Genomic DNA, 19310 nt, shown 5'->3' with positions numbered 1-19310 from the left:
GGACCAATGACGATCCACGCAGATCACTCTGCGCCGGAAACGGCGGTAGAGGACCAAGCTGCTGACGTTCGGACAAAATTCGGCATCAGCGTTGAGGACTACATGCTCCCCGCCCGGCACCAGATCCAAATGGTGAACCCGGACGGCACCCTCCGCTCCCATGACGAGCAAGGCACCGAGCCCGGCCACGAGTACCCCACCCCCGGCGATGCTGAACTGATGGCCGCGTACGAGCAGCTCGTGGTCGGGCGTCGCGTCAACGATCAGAACTCTGCGCTGGTCCGGCAGGGCCGCATGGCCGTCTACCCCTCAAGCCACGGCCAGGAAGCCTGCCAGGTTGCAGCTGCCATGTGCCTCAGCGAAGGTGACTGGCTGTTCCCCACCTACCGTGACGCCGTCGCCGTCATGACCCGCGGGGTGGACCCCGTTGAGGTGATGACCATCTTCCGCGGCGACTGGCACGGCGGATACGACCCCACCGAGCACAATGTGGGCATCCAATGCACCCCGCTCACCACCCAGCTGCTTCACGCTGTGGGCGTTGCCCACGCTGCCAAGCTGCGCGGCGAAAACACCGTGGTGATGGCCATGTGCGGCGACGGCGCCACCAGCGAAGGCGACTTCCACGAAGCCCTGAACTTCGCCGCAGTCTTCCACCTGCCCGTCATCTTCTTCGTCCAGAACAACAAATACGCCATCTCCGTACCGCTCAGCCACCAGTCCGTGGCACCGTCGCTGGCACACAAGGCTGTTGGCTACGGCATGGCCGGTGAGCGCGTTGACGGTAACGACCTCGTGGCGCTGCTCGCCGTGATGGACCGGGCCGTGAAGCTGGCCCGCGCCGGCTCCGGGCCACTCCTGATCGAGGCCCACACCTACCGCATGCAGGCCCACACCAACGCCGACGACGCCACCCGCTACCGCCCGGACAGCGAAGTCGCCGAATGGCAGGCCAAAGATCCGCTGGCTCGCATGAAGTCGTACCTCACGGACAAGGGGCTGCTGGATTCCTCTGCAAGTGAGCGGATCGCCTCGCACGCTGAAGCGGTTGCTACCCAACTCCGCGAAGGCCTGGGCGAGGACGTCCCCGTCCAGCCGCTGGACCTCTTCAAGTACGTCTTCGCCAAGCAAACCCCGCAGTTGAAAGAACAGTCCGAGCTGCTCGCCAGCGAACTCGCACGAGAGGAGAGCGGAAAATGACCGTCACCACCACTGGCGCCACCGCCAACGTCAGCGCAGCCACCGCCAGCGCCGCCGCTTCCGCCGCGGCCACCGCCGAAGCCACCGGTCCGCAGAGCCTCACCATGGCCAAGGCGCTGAACACCGCCATGGCCGACGCTATGCGGGCCGACCCGTCCGTCCTGGTCTTCGGCGAAGACGTAGGAATGCTGGGCGGCGTCTTCCGCATCACCGACGGCCTCATGGCCGAATTCGGCGAACAACGCTGCTTCGACACCCCGCTGGCCGAATCCGGAATCGTGGGCATGGCCGTGGGCATGGCCATCAATGGCATGCGCCCCGTCATCGAAATGCAGTTCGACGCCTTCGCCTACCCGGCCTTCGAACAGATCGTCAGCCACGTAGCCAAAATGCACAACCGCACCAAGGGCAAACTCAAAATGCCCATGGTCATCCGTGTTCCCTACGCCGGCGGCATCGGGGGAGTGGAGCACCACTGCGACTCCTCCGAGTCCTACTACGCCCACACCGCCGGCCTCAAGGTCTACACCCCGGCCACAGTTGCCGACGGTTACCGCATGCTCCGCGAAGCAATCGACTCCGATGACCCCGTCATGTTCATGGAACCCAAGAAGCTCTACTGGTCCAAGGACCAGGTTGACTTGGGTGCCTTGCGAGCAGAGCACGACGCCGGCACCTCCACCGAGGGCCGCGCAGCTGTTGCCCGTCCCGGCACGGACGCGACGCTCATCGCCTACGGGCCGTCCGTCCCCACCGCGCTGGCCGCTGCAGCCGCCGCCGCCGAAGAGGGCCGGTCCCTGGAAGTCATCGACGTCCGCACCCTCGTCCCCTTCGACGACGAGACCGTCTGCGCGTCCGTGCGCAAGACGGGACGCGCCGTCGTGATCGCCGAAGCCCACGGGTTCGCCTCCGTGTCCTCCGAGATCGTGGCCCGAGTCCAGGAACGCGCATTCCACTACCTCGCCGCGCCTATCCTTCGCGTGACCGGCTTCGACGTCCCCTTCCCGTCTCCCAAGCTGGAGCACTACTACCTGCCAAGCGTCGACCGTATCCTCGACGCCGTCGACGACCTTCAATGGGAGGACTGACCATGAGCTCAGATATGCAGGTCTTCAAACTGCCCGATCTTGGGGAAGGCCTCACCGAGGCCGAACTGGTGAACTGGCTCGTTGCCGTGGGCGACGAGATTGTGGTTGACCAGCCCATCGCCGAGGTTGAAACCGCCAAGTCCATGGTTGAGGTGCCCTCGCCTTACGCCGGCACCGTTGCCGAGCTGCACGGTGAAGCCGGTCAAACGCTCGACGTCGGCAAGCCGCTGATCTCGATCGCCCGCGTGGGTTCTTCTGCTGGTTCGCCCGCTGCCGCTCCTGTTGCTGCTCCGGCTGGGTCTGTGGATCCTTCGCCGGTGTCCTCCGGACTAGACGTTTCGTCCGCCGTGGAAGCTGCTGCCGAGACGTACCGGACCGAGGAAAAGGCGGGCTCAGGCAACGTGCTCATTGGGTATGGAACGCCCGGGGGAGCCACCGGTGGCCGGACCCGACCGCGGAAGGCGAGTGTTTCTATTGCTTCTTCGGTTGTTGAGCCTGCTGCTGTGCCTGCAGTTGAGCCGGCTGCTGTGCCGGTGATGGAGCCGGCTGTGGCGGGGACGCGTATCCCCGGCAAGCTCAGTGCCGTCATCTCGCCGCTCGTCCGCAAGATGGCACGCGACCACGGGGTTTCCCTCGAAGCGATTGAAGGTTCGGGTGCCAGCGGGCTGATCATGCGCAGGGATGTGGAAGCGGCTATCACTCTGCCTGCTACACGTGAACCTGCTCCTGCTCCTGCTGCTTCTCCTGTCTCTGCTCCCGATGCTGCTTCTGCTGATGCGGGTGCCGTTGATAACCGGACTGGCCTGGCCGTCTCGGCTCGGACACCTGTTCGCGGGGTCCGCAAGGCCGTGGCCGCGAACATGACCCGCAGCCGTTCGGAGATCCCCGAAGCAACTGTTTGGGTGGACGTGGACGCCACCGCATTGCTGGAGATGCGGGCCGAGCTCAAGAAGCGCGCACCGCACGATACTCCTGGTCTGTTGGCCTTCATCGCTCGTTTTGTCACGGCTGGGTTAAAAAAGTACCCGGCCCTGAACACCCGCTTTGAAACTGCTGCGGACGGCTCGCAGGAGATCGTCGGGTTCGACGGCATCAACCTCGGCTTCGCCGCCCAGACTGACCGAGGACTCGTGGTCCCGTCCGTGCGCAACGCCCATGAGATGAGTGCCCGTGAACTGGACGCAGAGATCCGCCGACTGACCGCCGTCGCACGTGACGGAAAGGCGACCCCCACGGAACTGGGCTCGGGCACTTTCACGCTGAACAACTATGGCGTGTTCGGTGTGGACGGCTCCGCCGCGATCATCAACTACCCCGAGGTTGCGATGCTGGGCGTGGGCCGCATCATCGACAAGCCCTGGGTGGTCAACGGTGAGCTGGCCGTCCGCAAAGTCACCGAACTGACCCTCGCCTTCGACCACCGCGTGTGCGACGGCGAAACCGCGGCCGGCTTCCTCCGGTACGTCGCCGACGCAATCGAGAACCCAGGCGGCGCGCTCGCGGACATGTAACCCTCTCTCACTTCCCTCGGGCTTGAGCCGGACGGTCTCTCACTTCCCTCGGGTTTGAGTCGGACGGTCTCTCACTTCCCGTTCCTGCAGCTAACAATGGAGACCACGAAACCTTCGGGTTCGTGGTCTCTGCTGTGTAGGACTCGGAAGGTTGCGGCTGCACCACTAAATTACTCAGCGGCTCGCCGGGAGAGCCATAGGCAGCACATGCGGGCGTTGAGTAGTCTCAAGGTTCTTGTGTATTTGGGGGTACCTCGTTGGATGTAAAAGTTGTCTCAGGCCTAAGTGCCCATAGTTTCGAACACTTGTGTGTTGTCCTTGCGGCAGACATCGCCAAGCATCACGTTGGAATCCAAGGGGCCCGACCCATACGCGCCATGGGCCAGTCCCATGACGGCGGGATTGAAGCGAAGGCCGGAGTTCCCGGGCGGAGAATTCTAGGCGTGCAAGCGAAGGCATACGCATCTGCTTCGAGTGAACGCAGCAGTGTCCTTCACTCTCTGCGGACCCTGCTGAAAACCCCTGACCATTCGGACGTCACAGACTTCGCTTGGTGTACTCGGGGTCCAGCTACAGTCGCGGCATCCAACGACCTCAAGGTCACCGAGGACGAACTTAAGAAGGTCGTCAAGGCCAGTGGTCGGAGCATCAGGATTCATGCTCTATCCGCTGCGGACATTGCAACCGTGCTCTCTCACCGGCCGCCCCTCTTGAGCTGGTTGACCACGGGGCAGTCATTGAGTGCCCAAGCTCTAAATGCTGCGTCAATGGACACAATTGAGTTGGCGCTCCATAGGCAACCTGGTACGAGCCAACTTGCACTCGACTTTCCCTCTTCCCTTGACCCCTTTCTCCATCATGTGGCGCAGCAGAACCTTTCCGCGATGGTTGCCGAAGTCTCCGAGCTTGCACGCGAACTATCAAATCGGGCAAAGGGTCGTGTATTGAAGCATGTAACCGAGGCCCGGGCTATTGAGGAACGTATCGCACTGACGCTTTCAGAGCTCGATTCTGCTTCCCCGCATAGCTTCCACGATGTCATTGGTTCTTCTGACGTTATAGCTCTGCTGCGCCGAGCTGTGGATACATCGCGTCAACAAATCGAGGCGCTGCCCGAAGACGATGTGAGGGCGGGCCTTCCACAGGAAATCCTCGACTTCGCATACTCCTGTCTTGCTATCTGGGGCGGGTTTGAAAAGCTAACAGTAGCCTCGGAAGCCATTGATTTGCAGCACCTCACAGTCACTGGACCTTGGGGTTCTGGAAAGACGTACCACTTGGCCCGGCATGCCAGAGCTGAGATGGAAGCAGGTGCGGCGGTTCATTTCGTTCGCGCCCGTGATCTCACTGACACAGGAAAGGGTCTTCTGGCACAGAGCCAGAAAGGCTTGGTTCCCCAATCGATGCCCGACGAGGCCTTCCTCGCCTGCCTTGATGCTATGGGACGACTTTCGGGCCGGCCGTGTCTGATTGTCATTGACGGCATCAACGAGTGGAGAGACAGCCGCGCTGAAGCCCAGATCCGCCATGTGAAGTCGTCCGTTCAGGCGTTCCCATACGTCAGGTTGGTGGTCTCGCGAAGACAGGATCAGCCAAGCGGAGTGGGTCTGCCGTCAACCTACAGGCACCAGTCACCGTTAAGGGCAGACTTGTCCGCGGAACTTGAGCGATCAACAGGGGCGGTGCCGGGAACAGAATGGCATGCAGCGCTCTCCAACCCTCTTCTTGCGCGTATCGCGGCCCGAGTGATCAATTCAAACATCAATAACGGAACTGGTTCCCTCGTCAGCGAGCAGGCCTTGCTTGATGGCTGGGTTAGAGTCCTTGCCGGAGAATACTGCAAGCTAAATCCCGCAGGCAGCGCCAGATTCGTTGAACGTGTGGCGGGAGAGTTAGGGCGTGCCGGTGGAACAAGCCAACGACGAGCGCTGTTAGAACGACTCGGGGGCAGTCATGAGGAACTGGATAGAGTTCTCGATTTCCTGGTTCTGGAGGGACTCCTAGAGCAAACTCAAGAACAAGATGAGGTCCGATTCCTATGGCAGGGTATCGCGGACATTTTTCGCGCACGTGTGGCTGCGGAAGCCGGTATGACGTCCGTTTTCGAGCTTTTTCATTCCACACCCACCGACGAACGTCCGCACCTTCTCGATAACCTCGCTGCAATCCTTCCCTCCATAACCCCGCCCCGAGAGTTGCCCGATCTCCTCCAACGGCACCTGTCGGAGGAAGAGTTACTCGGCTCATTCGCCAGGTCTTTGAGCAGCCGTCCGCCAGACGCGACTACTCCGCGGACACATGAATTGGCATTGAGGGCACTTCGTTTTGACGAAAGCTCCCATCTGGTCCTTCGTGCGGCGCTCCAATCCGCGTGCGGAGGTGCCGCTGCAATTTCTGAAGACTGGTTCTCGAAAGCTCTGGGAACTATGAATGTGAACGAACGGTCAGAAGTGTGGCCCTCGGCGATTGCTGGCTTCCTCGATAGTGAAGACGGTGTAGATCTCTTTCGCCAAATGCTCGGCCGGGTGTCATCGCGGATCCTGAGCATCAGCGACGCAGATGCACTCGAGCTAGGTATGTTTCTTGCGTGGTTCAACTGCGACACGACCCGTGATGATGTAGGCGAGTCGACGGTCCGCATCCTCACTGAACTGCTGCATAACCATCCTCGGATTTTCAATACCTTGATCGCCCGCTCGACGCAGTGTAAAGATGACCACCCAATAGAAGCTGTCATCGCGGCCGGTCTTGGTCATATCAAACGGTGGCCACAGAATCGAAGCTCTGAGGGGATCAAAAGCGCATTAGCTGAGTTAGGAGAGTCATCCGTCGCACCACGTTCTTTCCGGGCGCTGGAGGACCTTCACCATGCCCGTTATGCAACTGAAACGAGCTTGGACGCAGGTAGCAAAGAGCCCCTAATACCGCTTCATCGCTTCCTCGCGGAGAGTCTGCAAAGGTCCGGAGGTCGGGGAAACACATGGTGGACTTTCCGCGGGGCTCCCCAGTTCATCGATGTGGAAGACTCCATGATTTTTAAGGACGGCTTGCGCGCAAAGGACGTTGCCAGGATCGAAGCGAGCATTGTCCGGGAACTGGGGCTTTCGAACCGGCATCTCAAGACATTGCGGAAGGTCCAAAGGATAGAGAGGCTGGGCCTCAGTAACCACATGGACGCAGCAATGCATGTATCCAGCCTTACCCAAGGGCGGTGGTGGGCCCGTCAGTACGCGCAGTTTCCGTTTGGGAACCAAGTTTGGGCTAACGGCTACCACGTCAAAGCCGGTTCTCCCCTCAACGTTGACACGCGAATGCTCACCGAGTCCGGGCAGACGATGATACCGATTCTGGATGCATCAGTGCCCGTGTCCATCAGTATGTTCCGGAGCGATTCCACAACCGAGGGCGCCTGGTGGAGTCCTGACATCACAAAGAGAATCGACCGTGACACCTCGATCATCACTGATGAGAACGATGTTGAATGGGTAATCATCAGTGGGGGATTGCGGTACCTATCGCCCGCCCCTGAAGAGGCGGATGCCCCGGTGTTTAACGTCGGGCAAAAGATTGTCCGGATGGCCGAGCCGAAGAAGGATGGGACCCCCATGCCCGGGAGCCGAGGGCACCTCTTCCTTCAGTTTGACGCAAGTTTGGAGGGACCTGCCGCCTCCTCGAAACAGGCTCAGCGCGGCTTCGGGGGGAGCTTCGAGCGGTGGTCCGATATCTTCAAGGCTGAGGGCTCGGGCCACCACACTACAGAAACTCATGAGGGTGGCTCCAGCTTTATCGCCCCGAACTACAGGCTTCTGTCCCTTCTCCAAGCAAGTTGGACGGGTGAAGACGTCGACTGCACTAATGCAGAGGGGGTCCTTGTCATCACAAACCCCGCTGGAGCGCGAGGTCCCAGGATGATCGCGGTCCGGCGAAACGCCCTGACGGAAGCTTTGGCGGAGCAGAATGCAACTTTGGAAATAAGAATAAAGCTAGTCGATTTCAAATACCGTTTGCCAGGTTCGGGAGACAAGAATGCAACGATTCATTGGAGCTAGCCAGCCGGCGTCGGTTGAGCACTAGGGTGCCGACGAGCCGGCGTGCTTCATTGAGCCGGCCTCAAAGTCCGGCAAACCCTTGACGGCTTACTTGCATTTTGCAAGTATGAGCCGCATGAGCCTCTTTATCACCTGCCCTGTTGAAAATGTCGAGCGTTCCACCTCCTTCTATACCGCCCTCGGTTGGACCCTCAACACCGAGATGTCCGATCACAACGTGTCATGCTTCGCGATCGCGCCCGAGCAGTACGTCATGCTCGGCAGCCGCGAGATGTACGCGAGCGTCGGCGGCGCCGAGGAGCTGATCGGCGGACCCGACACCCCCTCGAAAGTCACGGTTTCATTCGACCTCGGCAGCCGCGAGGCGGTCGACGAACTCACCGAACGCGCGGGCGCCGCCGGTGGGCGGATCGGTGACACCGACGACTACCCCTTCATGTACCAGCGCCAGTTCGACGACCCCGACGGCTACCACTACTCACCGTTTTGGATGAAGCCGGACGCTGATCAGACCGCGTGAGCAACCTCGCCGCGGCCCTCGACATCGTCGGATCGCGGTGGGCCCTGCTCATCGTTGAGCGGCTGCTCGACGGGCCACAGCGCTACGGCGATCTGCAGCGCGATCTCGGAGTCCCTACCAACATGCTCGCGACCCGTCTGCGCGAGCTGGAGACCGCCGGTGTACTGTCCCGGCTGCCCCTCCGGCACAACACCCGGGCCTACGCGCTGACCGATAGAGGGCTCGCCTTGCGCGAGGCGATCGATGCGCTGGCATCCTGGGCGGCGAGTAACGGCCCTGATTCCTAAGACTTTTGGACACCCAAATGGGCTGGGCGATGTTTGGTGACACTCAACGCTAGTGCGGGCGGTGACGTCTCGGGCGATACGTCCGGCCGAAGCTTCGTTCGGCGCCCTTGTAAGTTTCTGCGAGTTCCCAGTCGTACCGGTATCCGCCGGCTACCTCGAAGATCCGGGTGCCATCACCGAGGAACACGGGCGCGACGAAGACCTGCAGCTCGTCGATGAGGTCGTGTTCGAGGGCTTGACGGGCGATGTCCGCGCTGATGATTTGTATGTTCCTGTCACCGGCGATCTGTTGAGCGCGATCTATCGCCTCAACTATTCCGCAGTCCATCGCCACGATTGAAGGATCGTCGGCTATTTCGTGGGGTCGGTGGGTAAGAATGATCTCGGTTCCCGACCATGCGCCACCGTACGCCTCGGACGTCATTTCGTCCCGCTCGTTGCGTTGGGCTTGTGCAGCGTCGTAGCCGTTTCTGCCGGCGATGATCACTGCGACTTCCCCGGCCATTCGTTCAGTGACACCCTCGGCCAGGGGCTCCGCAGCAGCCAGCCAGCTCATGTCATGATCAGGTCCCGCGATGAAGCCGTCGAGTGAACACGTGAAACCCCAAGCGACTTTGCCCATGATCGTCCTCATCGAGTTCGGCAACAAACGAGTCCCTACTCATCCGATGCTACCTAACCCGCGGCCGTTGCTTTGGAGCGTGGCCACGTTGTACCAGGCATTGCCGCCGTCGAGGCCAATGGCGCTGGCCGTCGCGGAAGGGGTAACCGTTGGCGCGCAGCCCGTTCGGATTTCCGGATGGCATCACAAACTCGGCCGAGTGACGGGCTGCTGCAGCTCGGTCACCCAGTCGGACTGGTCCTCTGAAATTGCTCGGACGTAAAGTTCCCGGCAGGGCCCTGAATGGAGGAGCCCTCGGGCGAAGATCTCTGAGTGGAGTGCTTGCCAACTTTCCGCAATGTGCTCCATGGAACCGAGATGGACGCCGCAGGCGGCATTTTCGACAGCTGGCAGCTCGATGATTTCGAAGCCGTCGCGGGGCGGGCCGGTGTAGGCGTAGCCAGCGATGATTTGCAGGCCGTCTTCAACCGTTTCGTACAGTGCGACTGGAGTATCCAGGGTTCCGTGCTCATCACCGATGATCCGGTAAACAGCGTCAAAGGCGGGACCCACTGCGCCCGCGACCTCAGGCTGGTCTGCTACGACCATGCGGCGGGCTGCGAGGCGGATAGAGGGCAGGGGCTTCTCGATGATCTCGATCTGGGACATGTGGTTCTCTTTCTCGATGAGATGGAGCCTGCGTTGCACGTCTGCGAGCCGGCCAGCAGCGATCCGGTGTTCCTGCTCAACCTCTGCGCGGCGAATCCGCAACAGAGCTGCGATGCGATCGGCCTCGACGCCCTGGTCAAGAATCGACGAAATATCGTCAATGCCGAAGCCCAGCTGGCGCAGTGCAACAATTCGATGCAGGCGCTCTAGTTGAGATGGATCATAGGATCGGTAGCCACTGAACTCGTCAACGTGGGCTGGCACGAGCAGACCTGCAGTGTCCCAATGCCGCAGCATCCGATGGGTCACCTGCCCGATCTGCGCGAAAGCTCCGATGGATAACATGTCTCAGTTCTCCCGCCTTCCACAGTGTCAGAGTCAAGTATTGCCTGAACCGCTACGGCCCGGCCGATTCTCATCCTTCGGATTCGAGACCTCTCATTGTCGAGCAAGACGTCAGATGCCGCGGAGGAGGCCGGCAGCTCATGGATTTGCTTTGGGCGTGGTCTGGTAGCGTCGGGCAACGAACACTTGGGGGAATATTGGACACCGAATTTGCCAGGGTAAGACCTGATCGACCACGTCTATTCATGATGATGCGTCGGAGCGCCACCGCCCGTAAAACGTGGGTATGGGCGGGCTTGGCCATCATCCTCGTTGTAGCAGCGTCCGCCCCTATTGTTTGGGTTGCCATACAAGCCTTCGCCGAGGAGTGGTGCGAATATCAACCCGGGGGCAGAGGCGGCGCCGAAATTCGCTCGGTCGATGATGTTCCGGCCTTGTGCCGTTAGGCCTTTGGAGAACCACGGCTCCCCACATCGCATTCCTTCAGCTCACGATTCCCGTAACACCCGCCGCAAAACTGCCCGGTGAAGGTGCCACAAACGCTTCACACCCAGTCCGGGAGTAGCCCTTATCACCGCCGCTGCCTACCCAGCGCTCGGGGTACCTTGAACTAGCTCCTGCCCAACCGTCGGCACGGACCCGGGCCACTCGCCGTATCTGGCCACAAGATCGGCCCCTATCACGCTGACCGCCGAGCCGGCGTACTTCATGGAGCTGAGCCCAAGGCTGGTAAGGGCCGCCGAGGTTGTCTCTGCGGTGCGACCCGCACCGCTCACCCCCAGCGTGACGTATTTCTTCGGCGCATACTCGTCCTGGGACCACACCTGTGCCAAGACGGAGTCCAGGAGTGCAGCCTCATCACCAGTGAAAGCCTCGGAAAGCTCCACATTCACGGAAAGGTACGGGGTTAGGCCGTCGTATGCTCTGCCTATACGCACCGTGACGCCGGGGGTTTTGGCGATGTCAGCTTCGGCCGCGGCAGTGCTGCGATGCGGATCCGAATTGTCGTCGGGCACCGTGCATCCGGCGAGCAACGCAGAGCAGAGCAACAGGATGGTGATGCCCACACGTGGGCGTCTGGCCATCACTTGCCCACAGGATCGAGGTCGGTGCGCTCGGCAATCACAATGTCTTTGACGTCCGTAACGTCCGACGGTTCCGGCGCCGGCACAAACAAGGCCACGGGGAGGGTGACGTCCGAGCATTCCAAAGCTGGAATCCCGACGGTGGACTCCACCCGCATGGTTCCGTCGGGCAGCCGCTCCATCCGGTATTCCACGCCGTAGCCCTTCAACTCGTCAGGCACTTTACCCTCCTCCGAGGACCACTCCGTTGCTTTGCAACCCCTCACGGCTGCCCGGTCAGGGTCACCCCGGAAAGTGGGCGTCACGGTAAGCGGCAGGAACGGTGTTGGCCCGGGAAGAATGTCCGGGCCTCGTCCCTGTTTGACGTCATCGAATGCTGGCCTCGCAGCACGGCTCCGCGCGTCCCTACTGGCGGTTTTTACCAGCTCGGGTATGGAGAAATCGTTGATGTTGCGCGCCACGGCTTCTGCCTCAAGGAACTTTCGCGTGGCCTGCACCCAAGGGTCGGCCTCAAGCGGTCCGCTGGGTGCGGCACCCTGCCACTCGACGGCCGGGTACGGCGGCGCTGGCCGCTTTACAACCCGGCATCCGGCAAGCCCTCCGGCCGTAACCGCGGCGAGCACCATCACCGCTGTAGCCGAAAGCAATCGGTGGTGCCGCCGTCGTACATCTGTGCCGTGCATTAAATCCCCCAAAGTAGCCCGAACTTTTCCCGGGCTCCTTCAACCCTAGGGGTGAAGTGGGGAGGCTGCGATGGGCACCGCAACCCATCCGGTATTCAGCCCTTGGTAATGAGCGACGCCGGGGGCTCGGGAACCGCTGCTGGCCACGGACCGTATCGGTCATCCAGGTCCTGATTGGCGAGTTCCAGGGAGGACCCGCCGGCATACCGGGCAGAGTCGATGTTCAGCGATGCCAGGAGTGCCTTGGTTGTGTCTGCGTTCTGCCCTGGGGCTTCGAAGCTGAAGCGCACCAAGCGTCCCCGATCCACCTCATTCTGGGAAGCGAGCTGCGCCAACGAGTAGTCAATGAGAGCTGCCGGGTCACCGGAGAAGGCATCTGTCGCGGAGAGGGTAGCGATCACGTATGCGGTGGTGCCGTCCCATGCGCGGGCCGCCTTAAACTCCGCTCCCGGGATTCGGGCAACTGCTTCCTCCGCTGCGGACATTGATCGCGTTGCGGCGGTGCTTGATGAGGCCGCCGGGGGAGTGGCTTGGTTCTCAGTGATGCAGCCGCTCAGCAGCGTCACAATTGCTACAGCGGCGACGCCGAGCCGGACGGTTTTAGCGATTGTCATTGGTTGCGTCCTGGGTGTCGTCGCCATCGTCGCCGCGTAGGGAGACGATCATGCTTCGCAGCGCCTTAAAAGCCGTGGCCTGTTCGTCCTGGGTCATGCCGCCGAGCATCTTGACCTCGACGGCGCGGACGGCAGCGCTCGCTGTGGCGAGGCTGCTTCGACCCAGGGGAGTCAGCTGCGTGGGAAGGACTTTCCCCACGCGGGCCTCCTCCGGGCGGGTCACGTAGCCGTCGCGTTCCAGGGCTTGGAGCAGCACATTCATGGATTGCCGGGTGACGAACGCTCCACGGGCCAGCTCGGAGTTGGACAAACCCGGGCGCTGCGCCAGGAGTTCAAGGCAGGAGTAATGGGTGATGGTCATTCCAAGCGGCCGAAGCGCTGCTTCCATGGCGGCGCGTAGGGCACTCGATGCTTCTTTGAGCAGATACCCCAGCGACGTGGTGAGATCGATCCCGCGTTGACTCATGTCAGTATTCTGACATAGGTTGTCCGTGTCAGATAACTGACATCTAATCGAAGGAGCATCACATGCCCGTCACCGGCCCCGACTTCATCTCCCTCCAAATACGCGACCTCGGCGCATCCCAAGCGTTCTACGAGCAGTACCTCGGCCTTGTCCGCTCGCAAGCAGGTCCGTCCCACGCCGTCGTGTTCGACACGAAGCCGATCGCTTTCGCGCTCCGCACCATCGCTCCCGGGACGGACCTGGCGTCCGTTGATCAGCCGGGCGTTGGCGCGGCGATCTGGCTCCACGCCACTGATGTCCAAGCCATTCACGACGCATTGGTCGGCGACGGCCACGCCATCATCACAGACCCCATCGACGGCCCGTTCGGCCGGACGTTCACCTTCGCCGATCCTGACGGGTATCACGTGACGCTTCACGACCGCGGTTAGGCGCTTCGCCTGCGAAGGGTTCCCCACCGGCGTCGGGCAACCTTCCTTCCCTGGAAAAGGCCATCAATGATCAAGCCGCAAAGGGCTACCGGCTCCACACCATCACCACTGCCAGCAGCGGGAGCAAGGGAGTGATCGGCGGCGGTGACCGTATTCAGGCCACCATGGTGTTTGAACGCGTCGGCTAAGTCGTTCAACAACCAGGATTCCTGGCCCTGTCATAAACGGCGTCGTGTAGCTTTTACAGCCGAGAGTCAGCTTACAATTTCCTGGGGGTCAGCTGGTGGTCTCCAGTTGCCCGCGATCAGCCCTGTTGAGGCTGCCCGCGCTTTCCCTAGGATGCCTGCATATGGTGAAAAACTCCCGACTGCGCCCGCTGAGTTCCATCGGCATAGCAGTAACCACACTTCTTATCAGCGGGGGACTGGCCGTTCAGCCAGCGGCCGCCGCCGATCTCAACGACATCGTCCCGAGCACCCCGCAAGCCCTTCAGCCGACACCCGAAACGGCTACGGACCAATTCATTGTTGGTCTTCGGGACAACGCTGCTCAAACGGCCGCAGTGAAAGCCGAGAAGGCGGCCGACCAAGCAGCTGCCAAGCTTGGTGTCTCGACGGAAAGCTCGCGCCAAAACGCCGCGGGCGGGCACATCATCAAGCTCGACGAAGCCCTCACACCGTCGGAAGCTGCAGTTTTCGTGGAGACGCTCCGCGCTGATCCTGCCGTTGCTTACGCAGAGCCCGACGTCATCATGCACCCCACGGCCCATTCCAAGGACTACGGCTACACGGAGCAGTGGAACCTATGGGATAACTTCGCCGGCGTCCGCACTCCCAGCGCCTGGAACTATAACCAGGGCGAAGGTGTGGTGGTGGCAATCGTTGACACCGGCATCACCAGTCACCCCGAGCTGAACGCGAATGTGCTGCCCGGCTACGACATGATCTCCAGCGCAGCCGACGCGCGGGACGGTAACGGCAGAGACCCGGACCCCACCGACCAGGGGGACTGGGTTCCAGCAGGAGAATGTGAAGATCAGAGTCCCGCTGAAAATTCTTCATGGCACGGAACGCACGTTGCAGGAATTGTGGCCGCCGTTGGAAACAACAGCATTGGCATCAGTGGCGTAGCGTCGAAGGCAAAGATCCTTCCCGTGCGGGCGTTGGGCGTCTGTGGTGGCTACAGCTCCGACATCGCTGACTCCATCATCTGGGCTGCGGGCGGCGTGGTGACTGATCTGCCCATCAACCCCAACCCGGCAAAGGTGATCAACATCAGCCTCGGTGGCGTGGCAACGTGCTCCGCCACCTACCAGAACGCCATCAACTTTGCGTACAACGCAGGTGCCGCTGTGGTGGTCTCTGCAGGAAACTCCAACCGCCCTGCATCAGACATCAGCCCCGGTAACTGCCAAAACGTCATCACCGTGGCGGCGAGCACCAAGTCCGGCGCGCGGGCAGAGTATTCCAACTACGGAAGTGCCATTGACCTGACGGCGCCCGGCGGCGACATGACAACAGATGTCACCGGAGGCATCCTGTCCACGTTGAACTACGGAACCACCACACCGGATGAACCCGCTTTTGCGTTCATGCAGGGCACGTCCATGGCGTCTCCTCACGTGGCGGGCATCGCAGCTCTCCTCTTCTCGGCTGAAGGCAACACCCTCACGCCCCAGCTGCTGGAACAGCAGCTCAAAGAATCAGCGCGGACGCTTCCGGCCGGTTGCTCCGCTGGCTGTGGTGCAGGTTTGGTAGACGCCACGACGGCGTTGAAAAAGTTCGGTGGCGCCGCTCCTCTTCCAGCGCCGCACCAGAAGCTCACCGATTTCAATGGTGACGGCACCAGCGACGTTGTCGCTCGTGACGCCAACGGTGCCTTGTGGCTCTACAAGGGCAGCGGTTACGGCAACTGGAGGGGCGGCCGCACCCAAATCGGCGTCGGCTGGAACGTTATGACCGCCGTCGAAGCCCCCGGTGACTTCAACGGAGACGGCTATGCGGACGTTATTGCCCGCGACGGCAACGGCGTTCTGTGGCTGTACCCCGGCAATGGATGGGGTGGTGTGCTTGGCCGCACCCAGATCGGTGCCGGCTGGAACGTGATGACATCCATCAAGTCAACTGGTGATTTCAACGGCGATGCGACTGCTGATGTTATTGCCCGTGACGGCAACGGCGTTCTGTGGCTGTACCCCGGCAACGGCACCGGCGGTTGGCTGCAGCCCCGCCAGATCGGTACCGGCTGGAACGTCATGACAGCCATCGACGGCGTGGGCGACTTCAATGGCGACGGCAAAGCTGACGTTATTGCCCGCAACGGAGCCGGTGCCCTCCTGATGTACCCGGGCAACGGAGCCGGCGGCTGGCTTGCATCGGCCCAGATCGGTGCAGGGTGGAACATGTTCAACGCCATTGAAGCCCCGGGCGACTTTGACGGCGACGGAAAAGCAGACGTCCTGGGACGCACCAGCGGCGGAGAACTGATCCTGTACGCAGGTAACGGCTACAGCTGGTGGCTGTACTCCGAGCAGGTCGGCAGCGGCTGGAACACCATGAACGCCTTCCTGTAACACTGGATGCGGCGGCCCGGAAGCTTTGATTGCTTCCGGGCCGCTTTCGTTTCCTTCCAGCATCCGCACGGGTTCCGTGGGTAGAGTAGAGGCCTGAAGATCGCCGGATTGCAGTGGATACGGAGCACGAATTGTCAGCTTGGCTAGAACTCGGACCGGACAACTACGTCTTGGAAACCGAGGGATCGTTACTCAATACCGGGCTGGTGGTGGGCTCTGAGCTCGCCATGGTCATCGACACCGGCTGCGGCCCGCGCCAAGGCCGCGAGATCCTCGCTGCAGTCCGCGAAAAGACCCAGCTTCCGCTGGTTGTGGTGAACACCCACGCCCACTACGACCACTTCTTTGGTAACGCAGTATTTGCGGACGACGGCGTCACGGAGTTTTGGGCGCACGCCAACTGTGCGGCCACTATTGAACGCGACGCCGACAACCAGCGACGCTTCGTAGCCACCAACGAACCCGAGATGGCAGCGGGGGAGGGCGACGCCGTGGACATCGTTGTCCCCAACGCCTTGGTCCACGATCAGCCTGTCCTCGTTGATCTGGGCGGCATCACCGCTACGCTCTTCTACCTGGGCCGCGCACACACGGACGGCGACCTCCTTGTTGGAACCAGCTCCACCCTGTTCGTGGGTGACCTGGTGGAGCAGGGCGCGCATCCGTCCTTTGAAGACTCGTACCCGGAGGAATGGGCGGATGCCCTCCGGCACATTTCAGCCCTGCGCCACCGCTACGAATTCCTGGTCCCCGGGCACGGTGAACCGGCCAGCGATGAGTTCGTCAAAACCATGGCTGACACCATGGGCACGGCGGTCCGGCAAGCGACGCAGTCCATTCGCGATATGCCGTCCGACGCCACAAAGGCCATTCCGGTGCTGCCTTATGGCCCGGAACAATCACGCTGGTTTATCAAGAGGCTTCAGGAAACCAATGCCCACGGGCGTTCCTCTGTGGCCACTCCGGACTTTGGACCGGAAAAGACAGGCTTTTATCCTTCGTAAAACAAGGTTCCTTACAAATTTGTCATTTTGTTTACTCCCAACCATGGACTAACCGCGTGATGCCGTCCTAGGATGAAGGCGACCAATGGTTCGCGACTACCTGGGGGTGTCGAGATGAAGGGTTCACGCGTGTTTCCGCGTGCTACCAGCATTCTCCGCTCCGTCATGGTCGCAGGCGCTGGAACCGCAATCTGGATGGCACTCTCCGCTTCGGCGGCAAGCGCAGACACCGGAACCCCTGAAAATAACCTCTTGGGCAGTGCCACGTCCTCAACAACCATCAGTGTTCCGGTGCCGAATGTACCGCTGCCAAACGTGGTCAAAGGCGTAGTACCCACCAACCAGATCAACGTCCACGTGCCTGCCGTGACACCCCTTGTGGAACACCTCGGCGGCACGGTTGATCAGGTGGTTGCAGCGGTGCCCGTGGTCAACCAGGTGGTTCCCCCGGACACTGCGGGAACTGTGGTGAACACGGTGACAACTCCTGTCACTAACACCGTGGACAACACCGTCAATGAAGTTGTACCGCCGGTGAATCAGCTTCTGGAACCCGCTCGGCTGGAACCAGTCACCAGCGCGGTCACCCCGATCGTGGATCCCATAGTTGGCGTGGTGGACACCGTACTGGCTCCCGTCGAATCCGTCATTCCGCCGGTGGTAGCTCCACCGGTCCCGCCGGTAGTAGTACCGCCAGCCGTCGCACCTCCGGTCACAGCACCTGCGGTTGAAGTTCCCAGCGTGCCGGGAACTGACGCTGCTGTTGACCGGGCCGCGGTGAACGCTGGCGCTCCGGCGACTACCGGCGTCGTACATTCCACAAACTCAACGGTTCCCGAGCCCGGAAAACTGAGCTCCAGCGGGACCGTTCCAGGCGTGAACGCGGGCGCATCAGCGCTCCTGAATCCCGCTCGAAACTTTGGTCCCACGGGGATCACCGCGGTGCTCGGCGGCGCCGCCTCACCCGCCGATCCCGCATCACCCGCAGAACTCCCTTCCGACCCCGCCGCAGTGCCCGGCAGCCTCACGGGTGCTGGCTCCGGCAACTCCCAAAACGGTCCACCCAGCCCCGCAGCAGCATTCCTGCAGGGCGCCCTGATCATTCCCGTTGACGCTCTGCCCGGCCTTGCATCGGCCGAGACTGAACAACATCCAAAGCCGGTGTGTTTCGACCCCGGTTCCTCTCCTGACTAGTTCCCCAGCCAGCCGCGCAGCTCTTCGCGGCAGATGGTCATTCGGGCGATCCGTCACTCGGACGTCCTTGGGAACAACCTCTTCAGGAGAGAATCACAATGAACACGACCATACGCAAGTGCCTCATCGGCACATGCTTTGCCGGGGGCATGATCGTCCTCAGCGCCACCGCGGCAAACGCCGCGGACACCACCAGCGGCAAGGACGGACTCCTGTCCGGCACGCAAGTGGTGGCGCCAGTAACAGCGCCGATCAGCATCGGCGGAACAGCACTTGGACTGTTGGGGGATTCAGCAGCTACGACGTCCGCGCCGGCACCTGCTGCAGGTTCGGGTGCGGCTGGTTCGGTCTCAACACCGGCTGCAAGCACCAGCGGTTCCAACGGCATCGGCTCCGGAACGCAGATAGTTGCTCCGGTAACGGTGCCCATAAACCTGGGCTCGTCGTCAGTGGGTCTGCTGGGGGGCTCCACTGCGGCGAGCTCAGCCACACCTGCCGCACCAGCAGCACCTGCTGCTCCTGCTGCGGCAACAAGTTCGACGCCGGCAGCCAGCACCAGCGGTTCCGACGGAATCGCCTCGGGAACCCAAGTTGTTGCTCCGGTGACGATTCCCATCACGCTGGGAGCCACATCCGCCGGTGTACTTGGAGACTCGGCTGCTACAACTTCAACTCCTGCTCCGGCCCAGGCTCCCGCTTCGGGGCCGGCACCGGCGCAGGCAACGACGTCGGGGGGAGAGGGTATCGCGTCCGGCGCTCAGGTAGTGGCTCCGATTTCGGTCCCTGTTAACATCGGAGCCACTGCCGTGGGTGTTGGCGGGGACTCCGCTGCTACCTCGGGCCCGGCTGCTTCCTCGGGCACATCGGCTCCGGCTCCTGCCGCTTCCGCTGCTTCCACCTCGGGTTCGGATGGCATTGGTTCGGGAACGCAGGTTGTTGCTCCGATTACGGCTCCGATCAACCTGGGTTCGACCTCGGCTGGTCTGTTGGG

The 19310-nt window shown here is 61.7% G+C and carries 17 protein-coding genes and 1 pseudogene; 11 read left to right on the top strand and 7 right to left on the bottom strand.

All coding sequences use genetic code 11. From position 1 onward, the window contains the following. Positions 1-6: 6 nt before the first annotated feature. The 6 genes from pdhA to ACIQH5_RS05005 all read left to right on the top strand — a co-directional run bounded on the left by pdhA (position 7) and on the right by ACIQH5_RS05005 (position 8655). The gene (gene pdhA / locus ACIQH5_RS05030) at positions 7-1200 is read left to right on the top strand and encodes a pyruvate dehydrogenase (acetyl-transferring) E1 component subunit alpha (protein ID WP_400400824.1); all 1194 of its coding nucleotides are present in this window, start codon (positions 7-9) and stop codon (positions 1198-1200) included. Next, a complete protein-coding gene (locus tag ACIQH5_RS05025; RefSeq protein WP_400400823.1) occupies positions 1197-2288 on the top strand; it encodes an alpha-ketoacid dehydrogenase subunit beta in 1092 nt (363 codons plus the stop codon). Before pdhA ends, ACIQH5_RS05025 begins: the two co-directional genes overlap by 4 nt. A gap of 2 nt (positions 2289-2290) precedes the next feature. Next, a complete protein-coding gene (locus tag ACIQH5_RS05020) occupies positions 2291-3799 on the top strand; it encodes a dihydrolipoamide acetyltransferase family protein (RefSeq protein WP_400400822.1) in 1509 nt (502 codons plus the stop codon). Positions 3800-4566: 767 nt separating this feature from the next. Continuing rightward, on the top strand, positions 4567-7848 hold the full coding sequence (locus ACIQH5_RS05015) for a hypothetical protein (protein WP_400400820.1): 3282 nt from the start codon (positions 4567-4569) through the stop codon (positions 7846-7848). A gap of 115 nt (positions 7849-7963) precedes the next feature. Further along, on the top strand, positions 7964-8368 hold the full coding sequence (locus ACIQH5_RS05010; protein ID WP_400400819.1) for a VOC family protein: 405 nt from the start codon (positions 7964-7966) through the stop codon (positions 8366-8368). After that, entirely contained in the window at positions 8365-8655 is a 291-nt protein-coding gene (locus ACIQH5_RS05005) for a winged helix-turn-helix transcriptional regulator (protein ID WP_400400818.1), read from the top strand. Before ACIQH5_RS05010 ends, ACIQH5_RS05005 begins: the two co-directional genes overlap by 4 nt. 49 nt (positions 8656-8704) lie before the next feature. Here ACIQH5_RS05005 and ACIQH5_RS05000 read toward each other — a convergent pair whose 3' ends face one another. The 6 genes from ACIQH5_RS05000 to ACIQH5_RS04975 all read right to left on the bottom strand — a co-directional run bounded on the left by ACIQH5_RS05000 (position 8705) and on the right by ACIQH5_RS04975 (position 13118). Further along, positions 8705-9277 carry a dihydrofolate reductase family protein gene (locus ACIQH5_RS05000; RefSeq protein WP_400400816.1) on the bottom strand — a complete coding sequence of 191 codons (573 nt, stop codon included), beginning with the start codon at positions 9275-9277 and terminating at the stop codon, positions 8705-8707. Between the two features lie 183 nt (positions 9278-9460). Continuing rightward, positions 9461-10270 (bottom strand): MerR family transcriptional regulator, encoded by an 810-nt coding sequence (locus ACIQH5_RS04995; protein WP_400400815.1) that lies wholly within the window; start codon positions 10268-10270, stop codon positions 9461-9463. Positions 10271-10854: 584 nt separating this feature from the next. Continuing rightward, positions 10855-11355 (bottom strand): hypothetical protein, encoded by a 501-nt coding sequence (locus ACIQH5_RS04990; RefSeq protein WP_400400814.1) that lies wholly within the window; start codon positions 11353-11355, stop codon positions 10855-10857. After that, positions 11355-12038, bottom strand: coding sequence for a hypothetical protein (locus ACIQH5_RS04985; RefSeq protein WP_400400813.1), 684 nt, complete (start codon positions 12036-12038; stop codon positions 11355-11357). The genes ACIQH5_RS04990 and ACIQH5_RS04985 overlap by 1 nt, the downstream gene beginning before the upstream one ends. 95 nt (positions 12039-12133) lie before the next feature. Continuing rightward, positions 12134-12652, bottom strand: coding sequence for a hypothetical protein (locus ACIQH5_RS04980; RefSeq protein WP_400400811.1), 519 nt, complete (start codon positions 12650-12652; stop codon positions 12134-12136). Beyond that, complete coding sequence (locus ACIQH5_RS04975) at positions 12639-13118, bottom strand: MarR family winged helix-turn-helix transcriptional regulator (protein ID WP_400400810.1); 480 nt, start codon at positions 13116-13118, stop codon at positions 12639-12641. Before ACIQH5_RS04975 ends, ACIQH5_RS04980 begins: the two co-directional genes overlap by 14 nt. Positions 13119-13180: 62 nt before the next feature. On the opposite strand from ACIQH5_RS04975, the gene ACIQH5_RS04970 reads away from it, so the two are divergent. After that, positions 13181-13549: a VOC family protein gene (locus ACIQH5_RS04970; RefSeq protein WP_400400809.1), complete on the top strand. Its 369-nt coding sequence runs from the start codon at positions 13181-13183 to the stop codon at positions 13547-13549. Here ACIQH5_RS04970 and ACIQH5_RS04965 read toward each other — a convergent pair. Next, on the bottom strand, positions 13546-13749 hold the full coding sequence (locus tag ACIQH5_RS04965) for a hypothetical protein (protein ID WP_400400808.1): 204 nt from the start codon (positions 13747-13749) through the stop codon (positions 13546-13548). The two genes, ACIQH5_RS04970 and ACIQH5_RS04965, sit on opposite strands and share 4 nt — an antisense overlap. A 149-nt stretch (positions 13750-13898) precedes the next feature. Here ACIQH5_RS04965 and ACIQH5_RS04960 point away from each other — a divergent pair, with 149 nt between their 5' ends. From ACIQH5_RS04960 to ACIQH5_RS04945, 4 genes and pseudogenes are all read left to right on the top strand, one after another. Then, positions 13899-16121: a S8 family serine peptidase gene (locus ACIQH5_RS04960; protein WP_400400806.1), complete on the top strand. Its 2223-nt coding sequence runs from the start codon at positions 13899-13901 to the stop codon at positions 16119-16121. Between the two features lie 131 nt (positions 16122-16252). Next, positions 16253-17125: an MBL fold metallo-hydrolase gene (locus ACIQH5_RS04955; RefSeq protein WP_400400805.1), complete on the top strand. Its 873-nt coding sequence runs from the start codon at positions 16253-16255 to the stop codon at positions 17123-17125. A 129-nt stretch (positions 17126-17254) separates the two neighbouring features. Beyond that, the gene (locus ACIQH5_RS04950) at positions 17255-18319 is read left to right on the top strand and encodes a hypothetical protein (RefSeq protein WP_400400804.1); all 1065 of its coding nucleotides are present in this window, start codon (positions 17255-17257) and stop codon (positions 18317-18319) included. Between the two features lie 98 nt (positions 18320-18417). After that, positions 18418-19310 (top strand): annotated as a pseudogene (locus ACIQH5_RS04945) (cell wall anchor protein); the annotation flags it as partial.

It is taken from the genome of Paenarthrobacter sp. NPDC091711 (assembly GCF_044756605.1).
Classification (GTDB): Bacteria; Actinomycetota; Actinomycetes; order Actinomycetales; family Micrococcaceae; genus Arthrobacter.
The sequence above is the reverse complement of the archived record's forward strand: the minus strand, read 5'-3'. Positions and strand labels throughout refer to the sequence as shown.

What these genes read in the sequence shown, in the direction of transcription:
- ACIQH5_RS04975 (WP_400400810.1), bottom strand. Translation starts at nt 13,118, where the DNA reads ATGAGTCAACGCGGGATCGATCTCACCACGTCGCTGGGGTATCTGCTC.
- ACIQH5_RS05000 (WP_400400816.1), bottom strand. Translation starts at nt 9,277, where the DNA reads ATGGGCAAAGTCGCTTGGGGTTTCACGTGTTCACTCGACGGCTTCATC.
- ACIQH5_RS04980 (WP_400400811.1), bottom strand. Translation starts at nt 12,652, where the DNA reads ATGACAATCGCTAAAACCGTCCGGCTCGGCGTCGCCGCTGTAGCAATT.
- ACIQH5_RS05010 (WP_400400819.1), top strand. Translation starts at nt 7,964, where the DNA reads ATGAGCCTCTTTATCACCTGCCCTGTTGAAAATGTCGAGCGTTCCACC.
- pdhA (WP_400400824.1), top strand. Translation starts at nt 7, where the DNA reads ATGACGATCCACGCAGATCACTCTGCGCCGGAAACGGCGGTAGAGGAC.
- ACIQH5_RS04960 (WP_400400806.1), top strand. Translation starts at nt 13,899, where the DNA reads ATGGTGAAAAACTCCCGACTGCGCCCGCTGAGTTCCATCGGCATAGCA.
- ACIQH5_RS04990 (WP_400400814.1), bottom strand. Translation starts at nt 11,355, where the DNA reads ATGGCCAGACGCCCACGTGTGGGCATCACCATCCTGTTGCTCTGCTCT.
- ACIQH5_RS05025 (WP_400400823.1), top strand. Translation starts at nt 1,197, where the DNA reads ATGACCGTCACCACCACTGGCGCCACCGCCAACGTCAGCGCAGCCACC.
- ACIQH5_RS05015 (WP_400400820.1), top strand. Translation starts at nt 4,567, where the DNA reads ATGGACACAATTGAGTTGGCGCTCCATAGGCAACCTGGTACGAGCCAA.
- ACIQH5_RS04995 (WP_400400815.1), bottom strand. Translation starts at nt 10,270, where the DNA reads ATGTTATCCATCGGAGCTTTCGCGCAGATCGGGCAGGTGACCCATCGG.
- ACIQH5_RS04985 (WP_400400813.1), bottom strand. Translation starts at nt 12,038, where the DNA reads ATGCACGGCACAGATGTACGACGGCGGCACCACCGATTGCTTTCGGCT.
- ACIQH5_RS05020 (WP_400400822.1), top strand. Translation starts at nt 2,291, where the DNA reads ATGAGCTCAGATATGCAGGTCTTCAAACTGCCCGATCTTGGGGAAGGC.
- ACIQH5_RS04970 (WP_400400809.1), top strand. Translation starts at nt 13,181, where the DNA reads ATGCCCGTCACCGGCCCCGACTTCATCTCCCTCCAAATACGCGACCTC.